Origin of the sequence: Rhizobium sp. ARZ01, assembly GCF_014851675.1 — a bacterium.
GTDB lineage: Bacteria > Pseudomonadota > Alphaproteobacteria > Rhizobiales > Rhizobiaceae > Mycoplana.
This window is the reverse complement of sequence record NZ_JACVAE010000001.1, coordinates 1,314,087-1,335,324: the sequence shown is the minus strand read 5'-3', so window position 1 is coordinate 1,335,324 and position 21,238 is coordinate 1,314,087. Positions and strand designations below refer to the sequence as shown.

Sequence of the window (21,238 nt, the reverse complement as noted above, 5' to 3'; positions counted from 1 at the left end):
AATCGTCGAGAACTCGCCGATTTGCGGCAGCAGGACGATTTCGTGTCGGTAATCGCGGCGGAGGACCTCCGCCACTGACAACGCATCCACCTCCATTTCGGTCACCCGATCATACTTCTAATCTGCGGAACTTTCCGTTAAGAGACGAACTCCGCTCGGCAAGCCGCCGACCCCGCGAGGAATGCGAAGTATGCTCGAATCATTGAGAAAAGGCGCCCAGACCTGGGTCGCGAAAGCCCTGTTGCTCATCCTGGTTGCCTCTTTCGGCGTCTGGGGAATTTCGAGTTCGCTTGTTACCGGCACATCGAACGCGGTCGTGACGGTGGGCGACGTCAAGGTTTCGCCGACCGATTTCCGCCTGGCCTACGAGCGTCAACTCTCCGCCTTGTCGCAGCGTTTCGGCACCCGGCTGACGAGTGAACAGGCTCGTGCGCTCGGCGTCGAAAACCAGGTCTTTGCCGAACTCGTCGCAGGTGCCGCACTGGATCAACTGTCCCAGGACATGAGCCTTGGCCTCAGCGAGGACCGTCTGGCGCAGCTGATAGCCGACGATCCGGCCTTCAAGGGGCCGAACGGCAAATTTGATCGCGTTGCGTTCTCCTCCATTCTTCGCAATGCCGGCCTTCGTGAAGACGACTATATCAACAACCGCAGTCAGGTGGCAGTCCGAAGCCAGGTCGTAGAGGCCGTTTCCGATGGCTACAAGGCGCCGGAAACGCTGACGAACGCCATCAAGCAGTACCAGAACGAGGCCCGCAGCCTGGACTATCTGCTTCTCTCCAACGCCAATATTGATCCGGTCAAGACGCCGGCTGACGATGTGATCTCCGCATGGTTCGAAAAGAACAAGGACAAGTACCGCGCGCCGGAGTACCGCAAGATCGTCTATGTGGCGCTTTCTCCGAAGGACATCGCCGACCCGTCTGGCATCGATGATATTGCGCTGCGCGAGGATTACGAGAAGAACAAGGACAAATACCGCACAGCTGAAATGCGCACCGTCGAGCAATTGACGTTCCCCGACCGCATGACTGCGGACGAAGCGGCCACGAAACTCGCTTCCGGCACGACGTTCGATGCGCTGGTTGCCGAGCAGGGCAAAATGGCAACCGATGTGTTGCTCGGCGATTTCAGCAAGGCGACGATGCCGGACCAGACGCTGGCCGAGGCTGCCTTTGCGATTGCCGCAGAAGGTGGCACGTCTCCGGTCGTGGACGGCATGTTCGGCCCCCTCATCCTGCGCGCAACGAACATCCGCCCCGAATCGACCAAAACCTTCGAAGAGGTAAAGGAAGAACTGCGCAACGAGATGGCACTCGCGCAGGCAAGCCAGGATCTGATGGCAGTCCATGACCGCTTCGAGGACGCTCAGGCAAACGGCGCGAAGATCGAGGAAGCAGCCAACCAGACGAAGCTAAAGGCTGTTACGATCGAGGCCGTCGACAGCACCGGCAAGGGTAAGGATAACGAGGATATCAGCCTGCCGGAAGAGAGCGCCCTGCTCGCCGAAGTCTTCAAGACCGATGTCGGGCTCGAAAGTGCGCCGGTGAACTATGGCCGAGACGGCTATGTCTGGTACGAGGTTCTCGATGTTTTCCCCGAACGCGATCGCACCTTGGACGAAGTGCGCGAGACGGTGGTGGCGGATTGGACTGCGGAACAGCAGCGCGAGGCGCTGGCCAAGAAGGCCGCCGAAGTTGCTGAGCGGGTCCGCAAGGGCGAAAAGATCGCCGACATCGCATCCGATATGGGCATCGCGGTCGAAACGAAGGCCGGTCTACGGCGGGGTGTGGAAGACGTTGTTCTCAGCCCGGCAGCGGTCGCCGCCGCCTTTGCCGGACCGCTTGGTCACGTCGCCAACACAGCGGGCGTCGGCGGCGAAGGCCAGATCGTATTGCAGGTCACCGACGTGAACAGCGATGCTGCGGGTGATGCGCTCACCAACGTAGACCAGCAGATCGAGGCGGTTGCACGTGCCAGCGGCGACGACATTCTCGATCAGATGGTCAGCAGTCTTCAGACGGCCTACGGTGTCTCGATCAACCGCTCGCTCGCAGAACGCAGCATGCAATAAAAACAGCCCCACGGAAGCGGACATGTCTGACCTGAAACCATTCATCGCCAAGGTTGCCACAGGACAGCCGCTTGATCGTGAGGAGGCGCGTGCCGCCTTCGAGATCATCATGTCCGGTTCGGCGACCCCCTCGCAGATCGGCGGCTTCCTCATGGCGCTTAGGGTGCGCGGGGAAACAGTCGACGAGATGTATGGGGCCGTGAGTTCGATGCGGGCCCGGATGCTGCCGGTTACCGTCCCCGCCGATGCGATCGATATCGTCGGCACGGGCGGCGACGGTGCGGGCACCTATAACATCTCGACGCTTGCCTCGATCATCGTCGCCGGCGCCGGCGTGCCGGTGGCCAAGCACGGCAATCGGGCGCTCAGTTCCAAATCCGGAACGGCGGACGCCCTCTCCTGCCTGGGCGTCAAGCTCGACATCGGGCCGGAGGCGATCGCTCGGTGCGTGAAAGAGGCCGGTCTCGGCTTCATGTTCGCACAACTGCATCACCCGGCGATGAAGCACGTCGGCCCGTCGCGCGTCGAACTCGGCACGCGCACGATCTTTAATCTGCTTGGCCCGCTGTCAAACCCGGGCAGCGTGAAATTCCAGCTGGTCGGCGTCTACGCCGCACAATGGCTGGTGCCGGTCACCGAAGTTCTGCGCGACCTTGGTTCCGAGCGCGTGTGGGTCGTGTATGGCTCCGGCCTCGACGAGATCACGACGACGGGGACGACGCAGGTCGCCGCTCTTGAGGACGGCAAGATCCGGACCTTCGCGCTGTCGCCGTCCGACTTCGGCCTGCAACAGGTGACGTTAGACGACATCCGTGGTGGCGACGGCGCCCACAACGCCGAGGCGCTCCTTGCTGTCCTCTCCGGCGCTGAGACGCCCTATCGCGACATATCGCTTGCCAATGCGGCCGCCGCGCTGATCGTCGCCGGAAAGGCGAGCTCGATCGCGCAAGGCATGGACATCGCCCGGCAGTCACTCGAAGGCGGCGGTGCCCGAGCAGCCCTCACCCGGCTTATCGCGGTTTCCAACGCCGGCGATTAAGGATAGGCTTTTTTCCATGACCGACATTCTCAAGAAGATCGAGGCCTACAAGCGCGAAGAAATCGAGGCCGCCAAAGCGCGTCTTCCGCTCGCCGATCTGCGCGCCATTAGCCGCGATCAGGAGCCGCCGCGCGGTTTTTTCGCAAACCTCCTTACAAAGAAAGCCAACGGCGCGTTTGGGCTGATCGCGGAAATCAAGAAGGCAAGCCCATCCAAGGGCCTGATCCGGTCGGACTTTGATCCGCCGGCACTCGCCAGGGCCTATCAGGCGGGCGGAGCCGCCTGCCTCTCCGTCCTGACGGATCAGCCGAGCTTCCAGGGTGCACCGAAGTTCCTGACCGAGGCGCGTGCGGCATGCGATCTGCCGGCGCTGCGCAAGGACTTCATGTTCGATATCTATCAGGTCCAGGAAGCACGGGCCTGGGGCGCCGACTGCATCCTGCTGATCATGGCCTCGCTTTCCGACGATGAAGCACAACGGCTTCAGGACCACGCCTTCTCCCTCGGAATGGATGTTCTCGTGGAAGTGCATGACGAGCCGGAGATGGAGCGGGCCCTGAAACTGAAATCGAAGCTTCTCGGCATCAACAATCGGAACCTCAGGACGTTCGAGGTCGATCTGGCCGTCTCCGAACGCCTGGCCAAGATGGTTCCCGACGACCGTCTGTTGGTGGGCGAGAGCGGCATTTTCACCCACGCCGACTGCGAGCGGCTGAAGGCCGCCGGGATTTCCACCTTCCTCGTCGGCGAAAGCCTGATGCGCCAGGATGACGTGGCCGCCGCCACGCGCGCCTTGCTCACCGGCACTTCCTCCATGATGGCGGCCGAATGATGAAGCCCGCCGGCGGTGCCTTGACCCACATCAGCCCCTCTGGTGAAGCCAACATGGTCGATGTCGGCGAAAAAGCCGAAACTGTCCGGGTTGCCGTTGCAGAAGGGACTGTACGGATGCGCCCGGAGACGCTGGCGCTGATCCGGGAAGGCAACGCAAAGAAAGGCGATGTGATCGGCACCGCCCGCCTTGCCGGTATCATGGCTGCGAAACAGACAGCGAGCCTGATTCCCCTCTGTCATCCGCTGATGCTGACGAAGGTCACAGTAGACATTACCGAGGATCCCGCCCTGCCCGGCCTTCGGGTCGAAGCGACAACCAAGTTGACCGGACGTACCGGCGTTGAGATGGAGGCGCTGACTGCCGTCAGCGTCGCTTGCCTGACGATCTACGACATGGCAAAGGCAGTCGACCGGGAAATGGAAATCAGCGGTATTCGGTTGCTGGCAAAATCTGGCGGAAAATCCGGCGACTATCTTCGCGGGGAGGACAGCTGACGATGGCGCTACTACCGGTCGAGGATGCACTCGAGCGCTTGCTGAAGGCGGCAAGACCACCTGAGCGAACCGAGAGCGTGCCCTTGCACGAAGCCTGCGATCGGGTTCTGGCGAGCAATGTCGTCGCACGGCTGACGCAGCCGCCTTTCGACAATTCCGCGATGGACGGTTATGCGCTGCGACACGCCGACATCCTTCAGGTCGGTACGGTGCTGCGGGTCATCGGGCGATCGGCAGCCGGGCATGCCTTCACGGGCTCTGTCGGCCCGGGCGAGACAGTTCGGATATTCACCGGGGCGCCACTGCCCGCTGGCGCCGACACCGTCCTTCTGCAGGAGGACGCCGAAAATCTCGATGACAACCGGATCCGTACGGCTTTCGTGCCGCCAAAGGGCCGACACATCCGCCCGCGCGGCCAGGACTTTGTCGAAGGTGAAGCTGTTCTGGAGCATGGCGACCTGCTCGATGCGGGAAGGCTGACCGTGGCGGCAGCAATGAACCATCCAGTGCTCAATGTCTATGCGCGGCCGAAGGTGGCGCTGCTTGCGACGGGGGATGAACTCGTTCCGCCGGGATCGGCCCTTGGGCCAAGCCAGATCGTGGCGTCGAACAGCTATGGTGTCGCCGCACTGGCGCGCGAGGCCGGCGCGGAGGTGATCGATCTCGGCATCGCTGCCGATGATCCAAACGCAATCCTCGACGCGGTTGACTGGGCGAAAGCTTGTGGCGCAGACGTGCTGGTGACGCTTGGGGGCGCCTCCGTCGGCGACCTCGATCTCGTGCAGCCGGTGCTGCTCTCGGCCGGCATGGAGCTCGATTTCTGGAAAATCGCGATGCGCCCCGGAAAACCCCTGATGGTGGGCAAGCTCGGCGGCATGCAGATCCTCGGCCTTCCCGGTAACCCGGTTTCCAGCATGGTCTGTGCATTGCTTTTCCTGGAGCCGCTGGTCCGACAGCTTGCGCGAATGCCGCAGCCGGATCGCCGCACATTCGCCGTCGCAGGTGCACCCCTTCCGGCCAACGACCAGCGCCAGGACTATGTGCGTGCAAAAGTTGAGCTGCGGAGCGATGGCGTACTGGAGGCAACCCCCTTTCAGGCACAGGATTCTTCGATGATGAAGCTCTTTGCCGCGGCCGACTGCCTAATCGTCCGGCCACCACGTGCGGAAAGAGCCGAAATCGGCGACCCCTGCGAGATCCTCTTGCTTCGGCCGCGGCCCACCGGCAGCGTCTGTTGATAGCAGTAAGTTTGCTGCTGCACGGGTGGCCTAGCAGAGCATCTCGATCTTATGGGCAACTGAAGTACATAGCCTTCCCGCGCTCAGTTCTTGTCGTATAGCCGCTCTATCTCTTCCCTTGCCTTTTCGGCCAGAGGATCGCCTGGATGACGTTCGATGAAGAGCTCGAGCGCCTCGCGCGTGCCCTTTGCCTTGAGACGGGCATATTCTCTCGTTATCGCCTCACGCGCGTTCGGACCTTTTTGCATAGCCTCTCCCGTCAAGGGTTTACTGGTTGTCGCGGATACCGACGCAGTACACAGGGTAAACGCCACGACAACGGACAGTGCAGTGGTTGGCAACATGATGGTATTTCCCAAGCGTTTCAGCACCTTGCGTTAGTGGTCAATTCTAGCACGGTTCATTGAGAATTGGACGGCATGAACGGTACCGGAATTGCAAACGCAGCCAATTGCTACGCCTGCACATGAACAAGGACTTGTGAATGACCGGAATTGGAAAGAAGACCAAGTCGATCTCCGCAACTGGTTCGGACTTCATTGACTCGATCCTCAGCGACACGGCCTGGAGCGGAAGCGTCACCTACGCCTTCCCGACGAAAAGCAGTCAGTATTCCTACTCAGGCGAACCGAAACAAGGCTTCGGGGCGGCCTCCAGCAACCTCAAGAACGCTGCGTTGTTTGCGATCGAGAGGTCCTATGGATCAGCCGCGAATGACGGCTTTTCGGTTGAGGGCTTCACCAACCTTGGCTTCTCTCAGGGCAGCGACAGCACCGCCACGCTTCGTTTCGCGGAATCAACTTATGACAATCCGACGGCGAAAGCCTATTTCCCCGGCCAGTACGATGAAGCAGGTGATCTGTGGTTTGGAACGGCTGATGCGGGAGAGGCAGGATTGGACTTGCGCTACCCGAAGGCTGGTAACTACGCGTGGCACACGTTGATCCACGAACTCGGGCACGCACTAGGCTTGGAGCACGCCCACACCGGCGAAGGCTTGGCCACGATGCCCAACGAGTACGATTCGCTCGAATACACCGTTATGACCTATCATACCTTTGTCGGCGACACGGGCAATAGCTACAAGTATGGAGACTACGACGCGCCGCAAACCTTCATGATGGCCGACATCTATGCGCTCCAACATATGTATGGCGCCGACTATTCGACGAACTCGGGCGGCACCACCTACAAATGGGACCCCGGCAGCGGCAAGACCTATGTGAATGGCGAGGTCGCCATTTCACCGGGCGCCAACCGGGTCTTCGCGACGATCTGGGACGGCGGCGGCAACGACACTTACGACTTGTCGTCCTATACCAACCGCGTCGAGCTCGATCTTCGGGCCGGTTCGTACTCGATGTTCAGCAAGGCGCAACTCGCCGATCTCGGCGGCGGCCCTCGCGATGGCTATGCGCGGGGCAACATCTTCAACGCGCTGCTCTTCAAGGGCGACACACGGTCGCTGATCGAGAATGCCAAAGGCGGCTCCGGCAGTGACGAGATCATCGGCAACGAGGCCAGCAACAAGCTGTACGGAAACGGCGGCAACGACAAGCTGTACGGCCAGGAAGGCTCTGATTACCTGTATGGTGGGAGCAGCGCCGACAAGCTGTATGGCGGAATCGGTACGGATACAGCGATGTATTCAACAGCCACTAAGGGCGTTACGGCCAATCTGTCCAATCCATCGTCGAACACGAACGACGCCAAGGGCGACACATATTCGTCTATAGAGAACCTCTACGGCACGAAATACGCCGACAAATTGATCGGCAATAGCGCAGCCAACCGCCTAACGGGCGGCGCCGGAAACGACAAGCTCCACGGCGGCGCCGGCAACGACACGCTTGTCGGCGGATCGGGCTATGACGATTTCGTCTTCAAGAAAGGCTACGGCAAGGACATCGTTCTCGACTTCACCGACGGTGTCGACCAGATCGATCTGCGTAGCTATGGCTTCAGCAGCGTTTCATCGGTCCTCAACAAGACGACACAGGTCGGCGCAGACGTGCAGTTCAAATTCGCATCGACAGACATTCTAGTGCTGAAGCACATTGATGTTACCGATCTGAACAAGGGTGATTTCCTGCTGGCTTGAGCTGGAAGGCGTGAGGGCCGGAACCTTGCCCGGCCCTCGTCGCGTCAGCGCTGCCATATGGCCTCTGAAGGGAACAACGTTCCGCCGGGCTTTTCGTGCTTGGCATCGCCTGCCGACCGTATGATATATCAGTGGAGCCCGTCGCAGCCGCGGCGCGCGACATGATGTATCGCGGAAGCCTCGTAAATGACGAGAATAGACGGGTCGCAGGCCCACCTCGCCTACCTGACCATCGAAGGCCTGATCGTAACGCTGCGGCTGAAACCGGGCGCGCTGGTTACGGAAAGGCAGATGATCGATGTCGCAGGCCACGGCAGGACGCCGGTGCGCGAGGCAATCCAAAAACTGGCCTGGCAGGGCCTGATCGCGGTGAGGCCACGTGTCGGCCTCCAGATCACTCCCATTGGACCGGACGACCATCGGCATGTACTTGCTGCACGGCAGCGGCTCGAACCACTGGCCGCAGAACTCGTCGCCACGCACGCGTCCCGGGAAGACCGCGCACTACTGGTAGAGACCGCAGAAGCGATGTCGGCGAGCGCGCTTCGGTCCGACATGGCGGGCTTTCTCGCCGCGGACAAGGCCTTCGACGAGATCATGGAAGCCGTCTGCCCGAACAAGTTTCTAACGGCCGCGCTTGCTCCGCTACAGCCCCACGCCAGACGCCTCTGGTTTGCGAACGCAGACGATCGGCGCATGAAGCACTCCGTCGATTTACATGTTCAGGTCATCAGTGCGATCGTCGACGGCCAAGCGTCCAGCGCCTCTGACGCCATGTCAACATTGATGGCCTACCTCGGCAAATTTTGAAGGCTCCTGCGGCCCCAGGCCGCGATGGCGAAGTCCTCGGTTGCTGATTTCTGGACCGGGACGTCAGGCAGGCTCACCGCCTGGCGGATAGTAGGTCTTCTGTTTGAAAGCGAAGACGCTGCCACAGCGGCAGCGAATCATGTGCTTTGCCGGGTCTGCGGAGGCGCGCCCGGTGGAAAACCCGACAGGCATCTCATCGATCCGAAAGCCCGGATTGGTGCGGCGCGGATCGTCATCTTCCGAGACCTCGGCAAAACCGGATCGGCCGCATTTTGAGCATTCGAGCTTTCTCGAGTATCGGTCACGCGCAGCCATATCGCTTCCACATTTGGATCCGGGGATGCTCCCCTAGCAGAGATTCGCCTCATCTCCAAAGCCGTCAGGGCTTTCAAGGGTGCAAATCAGGGCTGGATATCGCCACGCTGGATCAGTGGGCTTTCGACTGTGTCGCCGGGCTTTATCGATTTTGCCCGAACCGTGCCGGCGTTAAGCTCGAGCACGAAGGCCACAGGCACGTTCGAACTGATGATCGCTTCGGAGAGCGGCTCGGCATTTTCCTTGATCGTCCTGATTTTGCCGGACGTGTCGATGAACAGCATGTCCAATGGCAGATAGGTATCCTTCATCCACATCATGACCAGGCGCGTCTCACCGAAAGAGAACAGCATGCCGTGATCGGGCGCCATCGTATGGCGGTTCATCAATCCTTGCGCCCGCTGCGACGGCGTCAGCGCAAGTTCAACCGAGAACTCGTGCCGCTTGCCGTCGGCGGTGACGACCGCCAGCCGTCCTTCCTCGAATTTCTCGTCTGCCAGACCCGGAGCGGAGCTCAGCCCCAACAAAAAAAGCGCCGCAAGGGCGCTGCAAAGGGAACCGGCAAAGAGGCGTCGCAGGATCGCCATCAGTGTGCCCGGTTCCCCGGTGCGGGATTGTCGGGGTGGATTTCCGCGGCCATGAGGCCCTTCTCGCCATCGCCGAAGCGCACGAGCACGACCTGTCCGGGACGCAATTCGGTCAAGCCGAAGCGGCGCAAGGTTTCCATGTGGATGAAGATGTCCTCCGTCCCTTCGCCACGCGTCAGGAAACCGAAGCCTTTGGTCCGGTTGAACCATTTGACGAGCGCCCGTTCGAGTCCGCTCGTCGGCGTAACCTGCACATGGGTCCGGACCGGCGGCATCTGCGACGGGTGAATGGCGGTGGACTGGTCCATCGAGAGAATTCGAAAGGCTTGGTAGCCACGATCACGACGCTGGATCAGCGCGACGACGCGCGTGCCTTCGAGGATTGTCTGATATCCGTCACGGCGCAGGCAGGTAACGTGCACGAGGACGTCCTGCATGCCGTTGTCCGGTACAATAAAGCCGAAACCCTTGGCGACATCGAACCATTTTATGACGCCGGTGATCTCGATCAGGTCGACCGCATCGCCACCCTGGTCATCACGCTGCGTGATTTCCTTTACTGACATCCTGTCCGCCATGATCTGCCCCGCCCCTCGATTACGCGTCACATGAAATACGGTTAACTGATTCTTGCTGATCAGAATAACATCGTCCGCTTGCGATTGGACAAGTCTTCGCAAAAAGTTTTGCCCGGTTCTGGGTACAGCACGAGGCTTGCCTCAGGCTGACAAGCACCTATGTTCCCGCACATTGGTTGATTTGAATTCGAGGACTTCCCGATGCGCTACCTCCACACCATGGTTCGGGTGAACAATGTCGAGCAGTCGCTCCGCTTCTACCGCGATCTGTTCGGCCTCGTCGAAATTCGCCGTCACGAGAACGAAAAGGGACGCTTTACGCTGATCTTCCTCGCAGCGCCCGGTGATGTCGCGTCGGCCAAGCAGAACGCCGCTCCCTGTCTGGAGCTTACATACAACTGGGATCCCGAGACCTATGCGGGCGGACGCAACTTCGGCCACCTCGCCTACGAGGTGGACGACATCTACGCTCTTTGTGAGAAGTTGGCGGCTAACGGCGTCATCATCAACCGTCCGCCGCGGGACGGCCGAATGGCCTTCGTGCGCTCGCCGGACGGAATCTCGATTGAGATCCTGCAGAAGGGCGAAAGCCTGCCGCCGGCGGAACCCTGGGCATCGATGCCGAATGCTGGCGCCTGGTAAGCCTGGCGCAATTCTCATCCCCTAGCACAAACGTCTGACCGCACGCAGTCTGGAAACGCCAAGAATCTTCCGGGCTGCTGCGATCATCCGAACCCTTGCCGTTGCAACGCACGCGCGAGGGCTCATCATGCTTTCGCCGTCTTTTGCCCGGACCATGCCGCGGCTGTCGGCGACGGGATGATTCTCGAGGGAAGTGAGCCCCCGGCCCCACCCCGACAGCATCGTTCCGATGCATCGTGTTTAGTCGCTTGCGCATGAGACGCAGGCTATGGGGAAACGCACGCTTTGCAATTGCGGGCAGCGTTACCTCGATGCGGACATGCTTCTAACGGTCCATATCCGGCTGGAAGCGGAAGAAGGCGGGGATGTGACTTGCTGTTCACCACACGCAAATCAGGCGAAAAGCCGAAAGCGCTCCGAAATGGTTTCTTGATAGCCTTCTCGGCGCTGACGCTTTCCGGCTGCATGTCCGCCACGGGCGACATGCGATCTGAGGACAATGCAGTTCCAGTCGAGGCGGCCGCGACTCCCGAGCAATCGCAGCAAACCGACGACGAGGACGTCGCCGGTTATCGAGATCCGATGGTATCGGCCGGTGGCAAGGCTGGGAGTATCCCAACGCAGGCCGCCGAAACAGGCACGACGCCGCAATCGGCAAACCTCGCCGAGGTCATCATGCAGCCGGCACAGGTAAATGCCTATCAGGCCAGCATCTACTCGTCCGGGGCTGCCGCGGCACCGGAAGGTGCTGTGCCGGGGAATGGCGCCGCTGCGCCTGCCATTACCAATCTGTACAGCGTCGGCAACGAGGCCATGCCAGCTGAAGGCAAGGCTGAAACAACGGGGTCAATACCGTCGGGTGGCCGGGCGTCGGACGAAGAGGCGTCGCTCGTTCCGGATCGCGTGCCTTTGCCTAAAAGCGCTCGAATGGCGCTCGTCGCCGAACCGACCGATAGCGCTGCCGAATCGGCGTTCTCGACAGCTGGCGGGACCACGGGACAGTCACCGAACAACGACCTCGACAAGACACTGACGCTGGCGGCTCTTTTTGCCGCAAAGCGCAAGACGCCCAATCGGATCGAGAACAACCCCTCGAATGGGGATCAGAAGCGGGTTCTCAATCGCAACACGGCCGGGGCATATCAGGCGGCATCGCTCGGAAGCGCGATCCCCGGTGCAGCAACAGAGTCGCTCTACGCGCCGCCCGATCACTCCGAAGCGGAGGAAGAGCAACCTGATAACGGCGTGACAGAGGTCGCCTCGCTGGCGGGGCTTGCCCGTCTCTCACCAAACGGCTTGTGGCTGCAGACGGAGAAGGTCAACACAGGCTGCTTCAAGCCGCAATTGCTCACCGTCCTGAAGTCGATCGAGCAGCACTATGGAAAACCCGTGATCGTGACATCGGGCGTCCGGCCGGTGAAACAGAATCGCTCCAAGCAATCGCTCCATACCAGTTGCGAAGCGGCCGACATCCAGATCGCCGGCGTCAGCCGCTGGGAACTGGCAGAATACCTTCGCTCGCGGCCCGGACGTGGTGGCGTCGGCACCTACTGCCACACCGAATCCGTCCACATCGACATCGGCCCCGAGCGCGACTGGAACTGGCAATGCCGCAGCAAGCAAAATTAGGCATTATCTCGAAGTCACTGCATCGGCAGTGAACCGGCTACGCTCTCCCACGCGGACCAGGAATAAAACTGCGGTCAACTGATACCCGTGGCGGTGGATGCAAGACTTTGTAAATGCACACGTTTCGGCCATTCGATACAGGTTCTGAGGATAAACGTACTTTTTTCTCGCTCGCGCCAATTGGCGCTTGCGGAAGTGAAAATGCCCCACTATAAGACGCCCCGCACGCGCCCTTCGTCTATCGGTTAGGACGTCAGATTTTCATTCTGAAAAGAGGGGTTCGACTCCCCTAGGGCGTGCCATTCCTTCAATTGAATCAATATCAAGACAGACTGGTGAGATAGTTCATCTATTTTGCTCGACTTCTGTCGCTGCCGCCCATTCCAGACGTTGGGCTGGCTTAGCCAGCTGCTGTGGCGCCGCCAAAATCCGACACAGCTAGGGGTCAGGATAGCCGGTGGCGAAAGACAGCCATGGCTAGTACACTTTCGATACTGGACGCTCCGAAAATTGGATCGCATATTTCAGCCTTAGAAAATCGATGGCAAGCGACGGCTACAGGCATTGCCCGGAGGAAATGTCTTGCGCGGTGCTGTGCCGCGTTGGACCCCCGCTGTTTCGACGAAATGTGGTCTGGACCGACTCCTTTCAACGAAGTGCGCCGCGGCGTCCTCGTGTCATCATCACGTGCGTAAAGACGGCTCCGGAAGGACAACCCGCCGCACCCATCCGACCATGACGGAGGTGCATTATGAGTGACGTCCAGTTTATCAAACGAGAGGGCGGATCTGGCGCTCTTTCCAACGACGCATTGATGGCGTTTCAAACCCAGCTTCGCGGGCGTTTCTGTCTGCCGAACGAACCCGGCTACGACGAAGCGCGTACAATCTGGAACGCCATGATCGACCGGCGACCGGGTGCTGTCGTGCGTTGCCATGGCGCAAGCGATGTCATGCTGGCTGTAAGCTTCGCCCGCGACAACGGTTTACTGCTATCGGTCCGCGGTGGCGGTCACAACATTGCCGGTAACGCTGTCTGCGAGGGCGGCCTCCTGATCGACCTGTCACCGATGCGTTCGGTCCATGTCGACCCGAAGAAGCGGACTGCGCGTGTGGAACCCGGCGCGACACTGGGCGAGTTCGACAAGGAGGCGCAAGCCTTCGGCCTCGCGACGCCACTCGGAATCAACTCGACCACCGGCGTGGCCGGCCTTGCGCTCGGCGGAGGCTTCGGCTGGCTCAGCCGCAAATTCGGCTTCACCGTCGATAACCTGATCTCGGCCGACGTTGTCACTGCGGACGGCAAGCTCGTTCAAGCGAGCGCCACGGAGAACCCGGACCTGTTTTGGGCGATCCGCGGCGGAGGAGGAAATTTCGGCGTGGTCACCTCGTTCGAGTTCAAACTGCATCCGATCGGGCCCGATGTAATCGCCGGGTTGATCGTCCATCCTTTTGCCAATGCTCGCGAACTGCTTTCCGGCTATCGCGAGGTAGCAGCGACCGCATCCGACGATCTGACCATGTGGGTGGTGTTGCGTCGGGCACCGCCATTGCCGTTCCTGCCAGAGGAGGTGCATGGCAAGGAGATCCTGGTCTTTGCTGTCTGCTATGTCGGTGAGCCGAGCAAGGCTGACGAGGCGCTTGCGCCGCTTCGCGTGCTCGGAGAGCCGATCGCCGATGTGATAGGTGTGCAACCCTATGCTGCCTGGCAGACGGCATTCGATCCTCTGCTCACGCCGGGCGCGTTCAACTACTGGAAGTCGCATAATTTCACTGCCCTGAGCGACGGGCTATTCGACACCCTGATCGACTGTGTCGGCACGTTGCCGACTGCGGAATGCGAAATCTTTATCGGCCAGCTCGGCGGCGCCAGCGGTCGTGTCGCCGCCGACGAAACCGCATTTCCGCATCGCGATGCAAAGTTCGTGATGAACGTTCACACGCGGTGGCGCGACCCCGCCGACGAGCGAGCCTCTATCGAATGGGCGCGTGGGCTTTTTGCTGCGACCGCCCCGCACGCCACCGGCGGTGTCTACGTCAATTTCATGCCGGAGGATGAGACAGATCGAGTGGCGCAAGCCTACGGCAACAACTATGCGCGACTGGCAATGCTCAAGGCGAAATACGACCCGGCCAACCTCTTCCGACTGAACCAGAACGTCCGGCCGAGCAGCGCGGCGCGGCAAGGCAGCTGACGTCGTTGAAGTACGGAAGGCCTTTGCAGAGATAATTTGGACATTGGGTCACGGCTAATGCCGTGCCCCGCAGCCGCCGCGTGGCTCGGGACAAATTGTCGGATCCCCATCCGGTCGTACGTCAACGTTGTGAAGGTAGGGAAACAGTCACCCAACGACTCGCAGAGGAGAAGTCATGACGCAGTACTTGGTCGCTATTCACCACCCCGACGACTACGATCCGTCCATCGCGGAAGACGAAGCGATGTCCCGCGAAGTCGACGCGCTCAATGATGAGATGAAGGCTGCTGGTGTCAGGATTTTCGTAGGCGGCCTTCACCCGGCCAGCAGCGCGATGTCACTGCGCGCGCAGCCCGATGGTCAGTTCCTTGTCACCCCCGGCCCATACTTGGAGAGCAAAGAGCACGTGGGTGGTTTTTGGGTGCTGGAAGCCGCGGACCGTGACGAGGCGCTGCTATGGGGGCGCAAGGCCGCAATCGCTTGTCGGGCACCGGTCGAGGTGCGGCCGTTTCACTAGGTCCCAACAGCAACTGGTGGCCTGGATCGGGGCCGTGACGCGTCGACCACAGTGTGTCGTTGGATGAAGCTAACGGTCCACAACCCGGTTCTAGGCTAAACAGTCCGCCCGCTGTTGGCGCCAATGCGGACAGTCTCCCGCTTCAGCACCAACGGAAACGTAGATCTCGACTAGGTCCGCCTTCCGGGAACGCTAAGTTTGCGCGTATCACCATCTCACGCTGACCGCCCCGGCGATCATCGTCGTGGCAATGCACAAAAAAACCGACAGTTCATCATTTTCGCCCTTGCGCGTTGCAAGGTGTCTGAGTAGAAGACGCCCACCGCACGCGCCCTTCGTCTATCGGTTAGGACGTCAGATTTTCATTCTGAAAAGAGGGGTTCGACTCCCCTAGGGCGTGCCACTTCCCTTCAAATGTTTTTCGTTTCGCGCTCCAGGCGCCAGCCTTTCGGCACGGCAGGGTGTCTTCTTTCCCGAGGCACAAAAAAAATCCACCAAATCATTATTTTAGGTCTTGCGCATTGCATAGTGTCTGCGTAGAAGACGCCCACCGCACGCGCCCTTCGTCTATCGGTTAGGACGTCAGATTTTCATTCTGAAAAGAGGGGTTCGACTCCCCTAGGGCGTGCCACTTTCTTCACTCTCTTTGATACGACCGTGGCTTCCGCATCGATCGCGGAGCGACGGCGAATGTCGCTCGCCCCGCGTCAGCACGGGGAGCAGCGCCTGTAACGCCCTCCCCGTCAGATCAGCGAACGCTCTCTATCAGGCCGCAGCGCAGCAATCCCGATGCCGAGCATGTTCTTGTCAGTCAGGTGTTACGCCTGGACCTCGTCCGACTCATAGCGATAGCGGAAAGTGCAGCATGGAGCGCCCGCCATGATCGTCTGCTCCCGCGTAAGCTTGATGTTAGGATCATAGCCCTGACAAAAGGTTCCATCGCGATTGCAGGACATCAGTTGGCCGATACCGCCCAGCCCCATCTCCTTGTAGGTCTCGGCGTACCGACAGCGCGTGACGTTGAAGTTGTAGACCTCGTCCGTAGCCTCCAGCACCTCTACCTCCAGTGCGCTGTCCGCCGTCCAAAGCTCGTACAGCTTGATGAAGCTCGCCATCGAAGTCACGCCACCCGGCTCGTTTCCGGCAAAGGCCCTGCCCTCGGCGATCGCAGCCTTGCGCACGGCACTGTCGAGAATGGCATCAGCCTTTTCCTTCCCGAGTACCTCGACCATTTCGGCGTGGATCGGTCCGATCACCTGCGCCTGCAGCCGGCGTTTCAGCAGAACCGGAATTTCGAGCGTGCTCTCGTTCATGCGATGTACCTCAAGTCTTCAATGTGAGCTCGCGCGCATCCGCGCCGACCGCCCCTGTCCCATCATCGCGGGCCCAGGAAATTTCGCAATCCAAAATCGCACGGCATACAGAGCACGAGGGGCACATTCCGCTGACCCCAATATGTCGATCTTGTCGGGCAAATCGGAAGCCCCTATATTGCGAGAAGCAGACGCGCCCATCGTCTAGCGGTTAGGACATCGCCCTCTCACGGCGGCAACACGGGTTCGAGTCCCGTTGGGCGTACCAATTCCAGCTAGAGTGCCTCTGCCGCATCGCTGACGCGAAACTGCACGCGGCGGTTTCCCTGCCACTGATCGGCCGAAACAGAGCCCGCCACGTGCAGCAGCTGGCCACGACGCTTGAGGCAAAACTCACCGAGCGGCGCATCGGCGGCGCGAAATGCCATGCCGTCGATCCGGCTGCGGTCCGGTCCCTCCAGCGTCAGCTTGAGATGGTTGACACCGACCTGCCGGACGTCGACCAGGCGGTGCGCGGCAAGCGCGAAGATTGGTTGGGGATGTCCCGATCCATAGGGACCGGCCTGCTCCAGCCGATCGGCAAGCGCCACCGTCGCGCCGGAGGCCGATAGCGCGCCGTCGATCTTCATGGTGCGCGTCGCCGTCAGCTCCCGCACCGACTTTTCCGCACGCTCCTCGAAGAAGCTGCGCAGCCGGCCGAGATTGGCGCGTTCCACGGTGAGGCCGGCCGCCATGCCGTGCCCGCCACCCTTGGCGAGAATGCCCTCTTCCACCGCCGCGCGCACCATCCGGCCGAGGTCGAAGCCGTTGATGGAGCGTCCCGAGCCTGTTCCCTTGCCCGAGGGATCGAAAGCGATGGCGAAGGCCGGGCGATGGAAGCGGTCCTTCAGCCGCGAGGCGAGCAGGCCGACGACGCCCGGATGCCAGCCCTCACGCGCCGTGACGATCACCGCGGCGCTTTCGCCGGTTCCGTACTCGGCGACCGCCTCGGCTTCCGCCTCCGCCAGCATCGCCACTTCGATCGCCTGCCGCTCCCGGTTCAATCCGTCCAGCTGCGCTGCGATCTCCTCAGCCTGAGAGGGATCCTCAAGCGTCAGCAGGCGACTGCCGAGCGCGGCATCGCCGATACGCCCGCCCGCGTTGATGCGCGGGCCGACAAGAAATCCGAGGTGGTAGGGTGTGACCGGCCCGCCGATCCCAGCTTGCCTCAGCAGCGCGGCCAGCCCCGGATTGCCAAGGTGGCGGGCCGCCACCAGTCCCTTGACCACATAGGCGCGGTTCAGCCCCTTCAGCGGAACCACGTCGCATACCGTTGCAAGCGCCACGAGATCGAGCATGGAGAGCAGGTCGATCGTTTCGGCGCGAGGATCGCGCCCGCGTAGCAGCCGCTGCAGCGCCACGAGCACGAGAAAGACGACACCGGCAGCGCAAAGGTGCCCCTGCCCCGACAGATCGTCCTCCCGGTTCGGGTTGACCAGCGCTGTGCAAGGCGGCAGGTCCTGACCGACCTGGTGGTGATCCAGCACGACCACATCGATGCCGCGCTCTCTGGCATGTACCAGCGAATCGAAGCTGGTCGAGCCGCAGTCGACCGTGACGATCAGCTTCGCCCCGCGCTCGATGAGCGCACCGATCGCCTGCGGGTTGGGGCCATAGCCTTCGAAGATGCGATCGGGAATGTAGATTTCCGCCTCGACACCGAAGTGGGACAGAAAACGGTAAAGGATGGCCGAGGCACAGGCGCCGTCCACGTCGTAATCGCCGAAGATCGCGACCTGTTCGCGCCGCGCGATGGCCGCAGCAATGCGCTCGGCGGCCGTCTGGCAATCCGTGAGCTTATAGGGATCGGGCATCAGGCGCCGCAACGTCGGATCGAGGAACTCCAGCGCCTCGTCGTAGCCGACCCCCCGCCCCGCCAGAACACGGGCGATCAGGTCCGGAATGCCATGCGTCTGGCTCATCGCCAGCGCCCGGTTCTCGCCTGCCTGGTCGAACCGCGCGACCCAGCGCTGCCCGGTGGCCGATTGCTCGACCCCGAGAAAGGCGCGGTGAACGGGATCGACCTCCTGGTTCATCGGGTTCCTTGCGGGTGGCTCTCATTCCCTGAAGGATGACAGCGAGAGGGAAGCAGAAAGCCTCCCGGTGGGCTCAGGCAGACTTCGGCCGTTCGATTCGGATCACCTGCGGCTCGCCGGCAAGGTATCCCTCCTTGCTGATCGAAGCCACCGCGTGACGGACGCTGTCCTCCATGGTGGCATGGGTGACGAGAATGATCGTCTTCGGTTCGGCGGCTTCCGTAAAGTGCTTCGAATGCTGGACGATCGATTCGAGCGAGATGCCGTTTTCGGCCATGTGGCCCGCAATGTTGGCAAAGACCCCTGCCCGATCCTCGACCGTCATGCGGATGAAATAGCCGCCGTGATGTTTGCGAAGCTGCGCCCGCTTGTAGGGTTGCAACGAGGCGGCCGGACGGCCGAATGCGGGAACCTTCTGCGCACCGGGGCGGCTCTTGGCGATATCCGCGATGTCACCGAGAACGGCCGACGCCGTCGCATTGCCCCCGGCCCCGGGACCAACCATCAGCAGTTCGCCGAGGATGTCGGATTCGATCGCAACCGCGTTGGTGACGCCGTCCACCTGCGCGATCTCGGATTCGATCGGCACCATGGTCGGATGAACCCGCTGCTCGATACCGGTATCGGTCTTCTGCGCAACGCCAAGCAGCTTGATGCGGTAGCCGAGATCGGCGGCGGCGCGAATGTCCTCGATCGAGATATTGCTGATGCCTTCAAGGTAGATGTCGTCGGCAGCGATCCTGTTGCCGAATGCCAGCGTCGTCAGGATGGAGAGCTTGTGGGCCGTGTCATTGCCTTCGATGTCGAAAGCCGGATCGGCTTCGGCATAACCGAGGCGCTGTGCCTCCTTCAGGCAGTCGGCAAAGCTCAGGCCCTCCTTCTCCATCTTGGTCAGGATGTAGTTGCACGTGCCGTTCATGATGCCATAGACGCGCGAAACGGTGTTGCCGGTCAAAGATTCCCGCAGCGCCTTGATCACCGGAATGCCGCCGGCGACCGCCGCTTCGTAGTTGAGCAGGCAGCCTCGCTCCTCGGCGATCGTCGCAAGCTCGACGCCGTGTGCCGCCAGCAGCGCCTTGTTGGCGGTCACGACATGAACACCGCGCGACAGGGCAGTCTTGACGGCCGCATAGGCCGGATCGCCCGCGCCGCCCATCAGTTCCACGAAGACGTCGATCTGCGAATTGTCCGCCAGCGCTATCGGATCGTCGAACCAGGTGACATGCGAAAGGTCGACGCCGCGGTCGCGTCCCTTGTCGCGGGCGCAAACGGCGACGATTTCGATCGGCCGCCCGCAGGTCGTCGTCAGCATTTCCCGGCGCTCGAGGAGAATGCGCGCGAGCGAGGCCCCTACGGTCCCCAGGCCCGCTATGCCGATCTTAAGGGCATCAGCCATGATGAAAGTCCTGTCGATTAGTGATTGTGCCTACCGGCGGATGCCGGCGGGCGAAACGGATTAGCGGCGGGCGTTGAGCGAGATGACGTTGTGCATCGTCTCGTCGGCAGAGGATAGGAAGCGCTTGATGTTGCGCGCAGCCTGGCGAATGCGGTGCTCGTTCTCGACCAGCGCGAGACGAACGTATTCGTCGCCCTGCTCGCCGAATCCGACGCCGGGAGCGACGGCCACGTCCGCCTTCTCAACCAGAAGCTTGGAGAACTCCAGCGAGCCGAGATGACGGAACTTTTCCGGGATCTTCGCCCAGGCGAACATGGTTGCCGCCGGCGGCGGCACTTCGAAGCCGGCCTTGCCGAAGGTGTCCACCATCACGTCGCGGCGACGCTTGTAGACGTTGCGCACTTCCGCAATGTCCGAGCCGTCGCCGTTCAGTGCGTGGGTCGCAGCAACCTGGATCGGCGTGAAGGCACCGTAGTCCAGATAGGATTTAACCCGCGTCAGCGCCGCGATCAGCCGCTCGTTGCCGACCGCAAAGCCCATGCGCCAACCGGGCATGGAGAACGTCTTCGACATCGAGGTGAATTCGACGGTGATGTCGATCGCGCCCGGCACTTCCAGAACGGACGGCGGCGGCACGTCGTCAAAATAGATTTCCGAGTAGGCAAGGTCGGAGAGCACGATGATGTCGTGCTTCTTCGCAAAGGCAACGACGTCCTTGTAGAAGTCGAGCGTGGCGACCTGCGCCGTCGGGTTCGACGGATAGTTGAGGATCAGTGCCAGCGGCTTCGGAATGGAGTGACGCACGGCGCGCTCGAGCGGTGGAAAAAAGCTCTCGTCCGGCTCGACGGAGATCGAGCGGATCACGCCTCCCGCCATCAGGAAGCCGAAAGCGTGAATCGGATAGGTCGGATTCGGGCAGAGCACGACGTCGCCGGGTGCCGTGATCGCCTGCGCCATGTTGGCGAAGCCTTCCTTCGAACCCAGCGTAGCGACAACCTGGGTTTCAGGGTTCAGCTTCACCCCGAAACGGCGCGCATAGTAGGCAGCCTGGGCGCGGCGAAGGCCGGGAATGCCCTTTGAGGACGAGTAACGGTGCGTGCGCGGGTCCTGGACCACTTCACACAGCTTGTCGACGATTGCCTGGGGTGTCGGAAGGTCCGGGTTGCCCATGCCGAGGTCGATGATGTCGGCCCCGCCCGCTCGCGCGCTTGCTTTCAAACGGTTGACCTGTTCGAAAACATATGGCGGCAGGCGCCGGACCTTGTGAAACTCTTCCATCTTCGACCCCGTTGGGCGCGGCACCGGATGCGTCCTCAACTTCGGGCGCCTCGGCTTCCGCGCAAATCAAGAATTCCGGTTATCGGCGAATATGTCCGATTTGATGACAATTCGCGGGCCGGA

18 protein-coding genes and 4 tRNA genes are annotated in these 21,238 nt (G+C 61.3%); 15 read left to right on the top strand and 7 right to left on the bottom strand.

Annotation, left to right across the window (positions count from 1 at the left end):
* Window positions 1-190: 190 nt before the first annotated feature.
* From IB238_RS06420 to glp, 5 genes are read left to right on the top strand one after another with little or no spacing between them, the layout of a single operon-like run.
* A complete protein-coding gene (locus IB238_RS06420) occupies window positions 191-2,074 on the top strand; it encodes a peptidylprolyl isomerase (protein WP_192244585.1) in 1,884 nt (627 codons plus the stop codon).
* 22 nt (window positions 2,075-2,096) lie between these two features.
* Window positions 2,097-3,113, top strand: coding sequence for an anthranilate phosphoribosyltransferase (gene trpD, locus IB238_RS06415; RefSeq protein ID WP_192244583.1), 1,017 nt, complete (start codon window positions 2,097-2,099; stop codon window positions 3,111-3,113).
* Between the two features lie 16 nt (window positions 3,114-3,129).
* The gene (gene trpC / locus IB238_RS06410; protein ID WP_192244581.1) at window positions 3,130-3,945 is read left to right on the top strand and encodes an indole-3-glycerol phosphate synthase TrpC; all 816 of its coding nucleotides are present in this window, start codon (window positions 3,130-3,132) and stop codon (window positions 3,943-3,945) included.
* Window positions 3,942-4,442 carry a cyclic pyranopterin monophosphate synthase MoaC gene (gene moaC, locus IB238_RS06405; RefSeq protein WP_192244579.1) on the top strand — a complete coding sequence of 167 codons (501 nt, stop codon included), beginning with the start codon at window positions 3,942-3,944 and terminating at the stop codon, window positions 4,440-4,442. The genes trpC and moaC overlap by 4 nt, the downstream gene beginning before the upstream one ends.
* Before the next feature lie 2 nt (window positions 4,443-4,444).
* Window positions 4,445-5,680, top strand: coding sequence for a gephyrin-like molybdotransferase Glp (gene glp / locus IB238_RS06400; RefSeq protein ID WP_192244577.1), 1,236 nt, complete (start codon window positions 4,445-4,447; stop codon window positions 5,678-5,680).
* Window positions 5,681-5,763: 83 nt separating this feature from the next.
* Here the strand turns inward: glp and IB238_RS06395 are convergent, their stop codons facing one another.
* Window positions 5,764-5,928 carry a hypothetical protein gene (locus IB238_RS06395; protein WP_192244575.1) on the bottom strand — a complete coding sequence of 55 codons (165 nt, stop codon included), beginning with the start codon at window positions 5,926-5,928 and terminating at the stop codon, window positions 5,764-5,766.
* A 236-nt stretch (window positions 5,929-6,164) separates the two neighbouring features.
* On the opposite strand from IB238_RS06395, the gene IB238_RS06390 reads away from it, so the two are divergent.
* Together IB238_RS06390 and IB238_RS06385 are read left to right on the top strand one after the other, a co-directional pair.
* Window positions 6,165-7,781 carry a M10 family metallopeptidase C-terminal domain-containing protein gene (locus tag IB238_RS06390; RefSeq protein ID WP_192244573.1) on the top strand — a complete coding sequence of 539 codons (1,617 nt, stop codon included), beginning with the start codon at window positions 6,165-6,167 and terminating at the stop codon, window positions 7,779-7,781.
* A gap of 195 nt (window positions 7,782-7,976) precedes the next feature.
* Window positions 7,977-8,591, top strand: coding sequence for a GntR family transcriptional regulator (locus IB238_RS06385; RefSeq protein WP_192247426.1), 615 nt, complete (start codon window positions 7,977-7,979; stop codon window positions 8,589-8,591).
* 401 nt (window positions 8,592-8,992) lie between these two features.
* Here the strand turns inward: IB238_RS06385 and IB238_RS06380 are convergent, their stop codons facing one another.
* Both IB238_RS06380 and IB238_RS06375 read right to left on the bottom strand, forming a co-directional pair.
* Window positions 8,993-9,493, bottom strand: a complete 501-nt coding sequence (locus IB238_RS06380; protein WP_192244571.1) for a DUF192 domain-containing protein — start codon at window positions 9,491-9,493, stop codon at window positions 8,993-8,995.
* On the bottom strand, window positions 9,493-10,071 hold the full coding sequence (locus tag IB238_RS06375; protein WP_192244569.1) for a cold-shock protein: 579 nt from the start codon (window positions 10,069-10,071) through the stop codon (window positions 9,493-9,495). Before IB238_RS06375 ends, IB238_RS06380 begins: the two co-directional genes overlap by 1 nt.
* Window positions 10,072-10,272: 201 nt before the next feature.
* On the opposite strand from IB238_RS06375, the gene IB238_RS06370 reads away from it, so the two are divergent.
* From IB238_RS06370 to IB238_RS06340, 7 genes are all read left to right on the top strand, one after another.
* Window positions 10,273-10,713 carry a VOC family protein gene (locus IB238_RS06370; RefSeq protein ID WP_192244567.1) on the top strand — a complete coding sequence of 147 codons (441 nt, stop codon included), beginning with the start codon at window positions 10,273-10,275 and terminating at the stop codon, window positions 10,711-10,713.
* 372 nt (window positions 10,714-11,085) lie between these two features.
* The gene (locus tag IB238_RS06365; RefSeq protein ID WP_192244565.1) at window positions 11,086-12,342 is read left to right on the top strand and encodes a YcbK family protein; all 1,257 of its coding nucleotides are present in this window, start codon (window positions 11,086-11,088) and stop codon (window positions 12,340-12,342) included.
* 227 nt (window positions 12,343-12,569) lie between these two features.
* Window positions 12,570-12,644, top strand: a tRNA-Glu gene (locus IB238_RS06360).
* A gap of 449 nt (window positions 12,645-13,093) precedes the next feature.
* On the top strand, window positions 13,094-14,536 hold the full coding sequence (locus tag IB238_RS06355; RefSeq protein ID WP_192244563.1) for an FAD-binding oxidoreductase: 1,443 nt from the start codon (window positions 13,094-13,096) through the stop codon (window positions 14,534-14,536).
* Window positions 14,537-14,711: 175 nt separating this feature from the next.
* A complete protein-coding gene (locus tag IB238_RS06350; RefSeq protein ID WP_192244561.1) occupies window positions 14,712-15,053 on the top strand; it encodes a YciI family protein in 342 nt (113 codons plus the stop codon).
* Between the two features lie 328 nt (window positions 15,054-15,381).
* A tRNA-Glu gene (locus IB238_RS06345) sits at window positions 15,382-15,456 on the top strand.
* Window positions 15,457-15,609: 153 nt separating this feature from the next.
* Window positions 15,610-15,684, top strand: a tRNA-Glu gene (locus IB238_RS06340).
* Window positions 15,685-15,871: 187 nt separating this feature from the next.
* On the opposite strand, the gene IB238_RS06335 is transcribed toward IB238_RS06340, so the two are convergent.
* Entirely contained in the window at window positions 15,872-16,366 is a 495-nt protein-coding gene (locus IB238_RS06335; protein ID WP_192244559.1) for an L-2-amino-thiazoline-4-carboxylic acid hydrolase, read from the bottom strand.
* A gap of 193 nt (window positions 16,367-16,559) precedes the next feature.
* On the opposite strand from IB238_RS06335, the gene IB238_RS06330 reads away from it, so the two are divergent.
* Window positions 16,560-16,634 (top strand) — tRNA-Glu (locus IB238_RS06330).
* A gap of 7 nt (window positions 16,635-16,641) precedes the next feature.
* Here the strand turns inward: IB238_RS06330 and recJ are convergent.
* The 3 genes from recJ to IB238_RS06315 all read right to left on the bottom strand — a co-directional run bounded on the left by recJ (window position 16,642) and on the right by IB238_RS06315 (window position 21,115).
* Window positions 16,642-18,441, bottom strand: coding sequence for a single-stranded-DNA-specific exonuclease RecJ (gene recJ / locus IB238_RS06325; protein WP_192244557.1), 1,800 nt, complete (start codon window positions 18,439-18,441; stop codon window positions 16,642-16,644).
* Window positions 18,442-18,514: 73 nt separating this feature from the next.
* Entirely contained in the window at window positions 18,515-19,837 is a 1,323-nt protein-coding gene (locus IB238_RS06320; RefSeq protein WP_192244555.1) for a homoserine dehydrogenase, read from the bottom strand.
* 60 nt (window positions 19,838-19,897) lie between these two features.
* On the bottom strand, window positions 19,898-21,115 hold the full coding sequence (locus IB238_RS06315; RefSeq protein WP_192244553.1) for an LL-diaminopimelate aminotransferase: 1,218 nt from the start codon (window positions 21,113-21,115) through the stop codon (window positions 19,898-19,900).
* Between the last annotated feature and the right edge of the window lie 123 nt (window positions 21,116-21,238).